We start from the raw sequence: 6504 nt of genomic DNA on the forward strand, positions 1-6504 counted from the left end.
AATTTATTGACAAACTTCCGTTAAATATGGTATACCAAATACAAGGAGGTAAAGTTATATGAAATTAGCACTTATTCAAAACTCATTAACTCTGGGAAATGTGGATGAAAATTTTAAATTAATAAAGAGTGAACTTGAAAAAGCTATTAAAAAAACCCCAGATGTAATCGTTTTACCAGAAATGTGGAATACTTCTTTTTTTCCAAAAAATGTTCTAGATTTAGCGGATATTGACGGAAAAAGAACGCAAAAATTTTTAAGTGATTTTGCAATAATAAATAATGTGAATATTGTTGGAGGTAGTATTGCAAGAAAGAAAAATAATACTTTATATAATACATCTTATATTTTTGACAGAAAAGGGAATTTAGTAAATTCATATGATAAAGTTCATTTGTTTTCTCCATCAGGAGAGGATGAAGTTTTTCAATCCGGAGATAAATTATGCACATTTGAATTAGACGGGATAAAATGTGGGCTTTGTATTTGTTATGATATAAGGTTTGTAGAATGGACTAGGATGAATGCACTAGAGGATATACAAATATTATTTATACCGGCAGCCTGGCCACAAAAACGACAACTACATTGGGATACGTTAAATAGAGCTAGAGCTATAGAAAATCAAATGTATGTAGTTTGCGTAAATAGTACAGGAGACTTTGGGGGACATTCAGCGATAATAGATCCTTGGGGAGAATATGTAATAACTCCTGATACTAAAAATGAAATAAAAACTGGAGTAATTGATTTATCAATAATAGAAGATATAAGAAAAAATATAAATGTGTTTAGGGATAGGAAAAAAGAATTATATAAATTATAAGGAGGAATGTGATGCAGTTTTGCGTTGAAACAAAAAGTGGAGAGTATCCTATAGATATAAATCCAAGTAGGGTTTTTGTAATAGGTTATTCTGGAAGTAATATGGAAAAAATAATGGAACATATAAAAGAATTGGAAGAAAAATTGGGTGTTGAGCCACCGGCAAAAATTCCAACAATTTTTGAGGTATCAAAAGAAATTGTAACAAGTAATAGCGATTTATATTTTGTAGGAGAAAAAACATCTGGAGAATGTGAATATGTAATTCTAAAAAAAGATGGAAAGTTCTACATAGGTTTAGGAAGTGATCATACCGATAGAGATTTAGAGTCTGTATCTATAACAAAAGCTAAACAAGTTAGTTTAAAACCTATTGCAAAAAGAATTTGGGAGTATGATGAAATAAAAGATCATATTAAAGAGATAGAGTTAAATTCTAAATATGATGGAAAATATTATCAAAAAGGAACTTTGGCGGATATTTTATCATTAGAAGAAATTATAAAAGAATTAAGTGATAGAGTAGGCGAACTTCAAGATTGTATAATTTTTTCGGGAACTGTTCCATTGGTAGATGATTATGTATATGGAGAAAAGTTTTATTTAGAGTTAATTGATAATGTATTAGGTAGAAAAATTACAACTGAGTATTCTGTGAATATTATTCCAGAGGTAGCTAGATAAATTAGGAGGATATTTATGAAAAAAACGTTAATAGGAATTATTTTATTAGGACTATTGTTAATGACAGCTTGTGGTAGTAATGATAAGCAAAAAACGGAAACAAAGGCTTCTAATACTTCAACTACTGAGGTAAAAGGAGATAAGGTTGAAATTAAAATAGCTGTAACTGGAAATGAAGAACATCAATCTACAATTGCAGCAAACTTGTTTAAAGAAAAGTTAGAATCAAGTTCTGAAGATTTTATAGTTAACATTTATCCTAATTCTCAACTTGGGGGAGAAAGAGAAGCTGCAGAAGGTGTAAAATTAGGAACAATTCCTATGACAATAGTTACATCGGATGGAACACTTCCAGCATGGGTTCCAAAAATTCAAGTTTTAACAATACCCTATTTATTTGAAAATTCTGAACAAGCATATAAAGCTTTAGATGGAATAATCACAGAAAAATTAGATCCAGAGTTTGAAGCTGCTGGATTTAAACACTTAGCTTATGGAGAATTAGGTTTTAGACATTTTACAAATTCAAAATTAGAAATATCCAATCCTGAAGATTTAAAGGGTCTTTCTATTCGTGTGCAAGAAGCTCCAATTTGGTTTGAATTGATGAAATCATTAAATGCATCAGCTGTTCCAGTAGCATTTAATGAACTATATACAGCATTACAACAAGGGATGGTAGATGGACAAGAAAATCCTGTTGCTTCAATTGCCACAATGAAGTTTAATGAGGTACAAAAATATCTTTCACTAGATGGTCATACTTATGGTGCTATAAGCTATGTAATGAATAAAGATTTTTTTGATAAATTAACTCCAGAACAACAAGAAAATATCAAAACCGCTGCTAAAGAATCTGCTATTGAACAAAGAAAAATAGTTGCTGATAATGAAGCTAAGTATTTAGACGATTTAAAATCAACAGGTATGATAGTCACTGAAGTAAATAAAGATGCATTTAAGGAAGTTACAAAAGACATCTATGAACAAGATGAAGTAGCAAAAATGGTAGATCCAAAATTTGTTGATGAAGTTCGAGATTTTATAAAATAAGAGGGAAATATGAAAATTTTAGACAAGATAATACAATTGATAATGATAGTGAGCACAATAGTGCTCTCTATTACAACATTTTATCAAGTTATTATGAGGTTTATACTTAAATTACCTGTTCCATGGGGACAAGATGTAATTAGATTAAGTTTTATTTGGCTATGTTTAACAGGTGGAGCATATTGTTTAAAAACTGGAGATCATTTAAATATAGATTTAATATTTAGCTTTATATCTGAAAAGAAGCAAAAGATATTATATATATTAATAAATTTAGTTTTAATGATATTTTTTATTTTCTTAATCGTTTATGGAGTTCAATTTACACTAACAGGCACCACACAAAAAGCTCCATATACTAATTGGCCTATGTATATATATTATACAGCAATACAATTTAATGCTATATATTTAATAATGTATAACATACAGAATATATTTAAATTATTAAAAGATTTAAAAGAGGAGGACAATAAATGATTATAGTTATATTATTTTTATCATTTTTAATTGGGATCCCAATATCATTTGCTTTAGGAATTGTATCACTTGGACAAATAATAAGTGATGGGTATCCATTAGTTGTGGTTGTGCAAAGAATGTTTACTGGAATGGACAGTATTGCACTCACTGCTATACCTCTTTTCATACTTTCAGGAGGATTAATGTTTAAGGGAGGAATGAGCAATAGACTTGTAAACTTTGCTGATTTATTGTTAGGACATCATCCTAGTGGACTAGCAATGGTAAGTATTTTAGCCTGCATGTTTTTTGCGGCAATAACAGGCTCAGCTATTGCTGCAACTGCAGCTATAGGGGGTATTATGACACCAATAATGGTAGAGAAAGGATATGATAGGGAGTTTTGTGCTCCGTTATTAGCGACAGGAGGCTCAATAGGCCCCATTATTCCACCGAGTATACCATTACTAATATATGGGGTAATGGCTAATGTCAGTGTTGCGAAACTATTTATAGGAGGATTTATTCCAGGAATAATAATGGGAGTTGCACTTATAGCATATTCTTACTATATAGGGAAAAAAAGAAATTACATAGGCAGAGATAAAAAGGCTAGTTTTAGTGAAATTATTGGGGCAGGAAAGGATGCAATATTAGCATTAATGATGCCTATAATTATTATAGGTGGAATTATGAGTGGAGTATTTAGTCCTACAGAATCTGCAACAGTTGCAACATTTTATGCATTAATAACAGGAATGTTTGTTTATAAAGAATTAAAGATAAAAGATTTACCGCAAATATTACTGGATGCAGCTAAATCTACAGGACAAGTATTAATAGTAATAGCTTTTGCTTCACTATTTACTTGGGTTATTACGGTGAATAACATTCCTCAAACAGTAGGTGCATTTTTATCTGCTAATGTATCATCTAAAATAGTATTATTACTAATAGTAAATATAATATTATTAATAGCAGGAACCTTTATTGATACAACTTCTGCTGTAGTAATATTTACACCTTTATTTTTACCATTAGCTCAAATGTTTGGAATTAATTTAGTCCATTTTGGCTTAATAATGGCTGTTAATTTAACTATAGGAATGTGTACACCACCTTTAGGGGTATGTTTATTTGTAGCTGGATCAATAGCTAAAGTTTCTTTAAAAGACCAATTTAAAGATTTATTACCTATGTTATGTGTACTTTTAGTAGTCTTATTATTGATAACATATATACCAGATTTAGTTTTAATACTACCTAATATTTTAGTAAAATAAAATGAGAGCTGCTGAAAAATGTTCAAATAAAAACGGTTAACTTGTAATGAGAAAGCCGTTTTTTTGAAATGTTTGATCAGTGCATTAATTAATCATAAAAAGCTTGTACTAAATATTTTAATGTTAAAAGTAAAATGAATTTTAATACAGAACTTTATGTAGCATTACAATAGATGCGAGACTAAATAAAAGAAAAATAGAGAGAGTACCTATATAATTAAATTAACTAAAATTAAAAAAGAAAGTACGCTCCATAGGAATACAATTATACAAAAAAATAAAGATATTTACCGCATATTTTAGATACAAGATATCATGTTGTTAAATCTTATATGAGAGGGTATTCTCTATCCTTTATATTAAGAATATATAAACTTTCTAAATCATCTTTAATGAGATGGAATAAAAATTTTGATGGGACAAAAGAATCTCTTAAAGATGAGTACCGTAGACATTTAGAGGTATAAGAGCAGTAATTTGTGATATATTTAATTAATTGCGCCAGATATAAATTTGAATTAATTACATAGGAAACTATTAAAAAATCAAACAGACCCTATTAAGTACAAAAAGTTGCTTAGATAAAAACGTTAATATGTCTAAGGTGTTTTTTGGATATTCTTTTTAAGATATAAATCTATATATCAAAAATAATGACAAAAATATCATATTAGAAGCCAGTTATCATCTTAAAACAATTTTTAATCATTCTCTGGCACTATCTTTTTTTTGTTAAATTTTCTTTAATGTTTAAACGTTGTAGTAGAGCAGATGTAGTTTGAGACATGTGATATTCCATAGCCTCATTAATTTTATCTAAATTTTTAGTCTTCAGAGCAGATACAATTTTTCTATGTTCAGTAATAGTTTGTGAATCTCTTCCAGGTAAATACATTGCCATGAGTCCAAAATATCTGACAATATCGCTAATATTATTTAATACAGATAGCAAGATTGTATTACCACTTTTTTCATAAATAAAAGTATGAAAAATTCTATCTATACTAAATGATTTACTATAGTCTTTAGTATATTCTTGTTCATCAACTAATGTTTCTAAATAAAGGATATCCTCATCTGTAATATTTTTACTTGCATCAACAATTGCTATAAGTTCTAATGCAGTTCTTACTTTTTGAGCTTCTAGAATTTCATTTAAATTAAATTGTTTAACAACGTTTTTTTTATAAGGTTCGTTTATAATCCAACCCTCAATAGATAATTTTTGTAACGCTGCACGAATTGGAGTCCTACTAACTCCGAAGTCTTCCGATAAAGTTCTTTCATTTAAAGACATACCAGGTGTATAAAAACCATTTAAAATACGTTCTTTAATTTCATCATAAGCGGCATCACTAAATGATTTTATGTTTAACATATTTAATCTCCTATCAATATATTATATCATAAAAATCAAACTAAATATTAGTTAAATTTAATATAAGAAACAAAAGACCAGCTATTAAATGGCAATAGATATCTTTAGTGTATCGCATGTAGATACAATGTGTAAAAAGAGGAAGCTATCTGCACTCTTAATATCTGTAAATCACAAGTAGATGTAAGAATTTAGCATTAGCGTTGTATCCTTCTACTTGCAAATAAATAATAAACCAAAAACTAAAATATGTAAACAATAACATGGAAAACAGACCTATCAAAATAGGTCAAAAAATAATTAAATAAAGTGAAAATTAAATATGTGGGATATAAGCTTTGTTGTCTCTTAAAACAGCAAAAATTATGTTGATTAATTTTCTGGCAACAGCACCGACAGCGGTGTTTTGAAACTCACCTCTACTTTTTAGATCTTGGTAATAAACAGAAAGAGACAGATCATTAAAAGGAGCAACCGTTTCTGTAGACTAAACAGCACGTCTAAGATAATGAGATCCTTTTTTAAATATTTTGGACTTAGTTCCAATAAATTCACCTGTTTGTTTTTTATTTAATTTTAAAAATTATACCGTTTATGAGGGGGTAAGTAACCTTTTCTTTTTTTCATACTTAAATGGGCATTATCAGTTTTTTGAATCTTGTCATTTTTTAGTTTAATAAATAATAGTTTTTTAAGTTTGAATTTGAAATAACATGTTTTTTGTATTACTATAGTAATATACTAAAAAGAAGGGTGATGATATTATGACAAGTGCAATGTTGGGAGAATTGCTAAAAAGTTTAGGAGTATTGGGATTTT

The 6504-nt window shown here is 28.6% G+C and carries 6 protein-coding genes and 1 pseudogene; 6 read left to right on the forward strand and 1 reads right to left on the reverse strand.

The annotated features are described in order from the left end of the window. Nucleotides 1-58 precede the first annotated feature (58 nt). From HMPREF9129_RS03655 to HMPREF9129_RS12235, 6 genes and pseudogenes are all read left to right on the forward strand, one after another. Nucleotides 59-826, forward strand: a complete 768-nt coding sequence (locus HMPREF9129_RS03655; protein ID WP_004820468.1) for a carbon-nitrogen family hydrolase — start codon at nt 59-61, stop codon at nt 824-826. Nucleotides 827-837: 11 nt separating this feature from the next. Further along, nucleotides 838-1509, forward strand: coding sequence for a DUF2848 family protein (locus HMPREF9129_RS03660; RefSeq protein ID WP_004820471.1), 672 nt, complete (start codon nt 838-840; stop codon nt 1507-1509). Nucleotides 1510-1524: 15 nt separating this feature from the next. Next, nucleotides 1525-2562 carry a DctP family TRAP transporter solute-binding subunit gene (locus tag HMPREF9129_RS03665; protein ID WP_004820473.1) on the forward strand — a complete coding sequence of 346 codons (1038 nt, stop codon included), beginning with the start codon at nt 1525-1527 and terminating at the stop codon, nt 2560-2562. A gap of 9 nt (nt 2563-2571) precedes the next feature. Then, nucleotides 2572-3042: a TRAP transporter small permease gene (locus HMPREF9129_RS03670; RefSeq protein WP_004820475.1), complete on the forward strand. Its 471-nt coding sequence runs from the start codon at nt 2572-2574 to the stop codon at nt 3040-3042. Continuing rightward, nucleotides 3039-4307 carry a TRAP transporter large permease gene (locus HMPREF9129_RS03675; RefSeq protein WP_004820477.1) on the forward strand — a complete coding sequence of 423 codons (1269 nt, stop codon included), beginning with the start codon at nt 3039-3041 and terminating at the stop codon, nt 4305-4307. The genes HMPREF9129_RS03670 and HMPREF9129_RS03675 overlap by 4 nt, the downstream gene beginning before the upstream one ends. A 296-nt stretch (nt 4308-4603) precedes the next feature. After that, nucleotides 4604-4765: pseudogene (locus HMPREF9129_RS12235) on the forward strand (LysM peptidoglycan-binding domain-containing protein); the annotation flags it as partial. A gap of 260 nt (nt 4766-5025) precedes the next feature. Here the strand turns inward: HMPREF9129_RS12235 and HMPREF9129_RS03680 are convergent. Beyond that, nucleotides 5026-5685, reverse strand: a complete 660-nt coding sequence (locus HMPREF9129_RS03680; protein ID WP_004820481.1) for a GntR family transcriptional regulator — start codon at nt 5683-5685, stop codon at nt 5026-5028. Nucleotides 5686-6504: the final 819 nt, after the last annotated feature.

This window comes from Peptoniphilus indolicus ATCC 29427, from assembly GCF_000227315.1.
In the GTDB taxonomy this organism is placed as follows: Bacteria; Bacillota; Clostridia; order Tissierellales; family Peptoniphilaceae; genus Peptoniphilus; species Peptoniphilus indolicus.

Coding starts and splice junctions, on each gene's coding strand:
- HMPREF9129_RS03655 (WP_004820468.1), top strand. CDS start 59: ATGAAATTAGCACTTATTCAAAACTCATTAACTCTGGGAAATGTGGAT.
- HMPREF9129_RS03660 (WP_004820471.1), top strand. CDS start 838: ATGCAGTTTTGCGTTGAAACAAAAAGTGGAGAGTATCCTATAGATATA.
- HMPREF9129_RS03665 (WP_004820473.1), top strand. CDS start 1,525: ATGAAAAAAACGTTAATAGGAATTATTTTATTAGGACTATTGTTAATG.
- HMPREF9129_RS03670 (WP_004820475.1), top strand. CDS start 2,572: ATGAAAATTTTAGACAAGATAATACAATTGATAATGATAGTGAGCACA.
- HMPREF9129_RS03675 (WP_004820477.1), top strand. CDS start 3,039: ATGATTATAGTTATATTATTTTTATCATTTTTAATTGGGATCCCAATA.
- HMPREF9129_RS03680 (WP_004820481.1), bottom strand. CDS start 5,685: ATGTTAAACATAAAATCATTTAGTGATGCCGCTTATGATGAAATTAAA.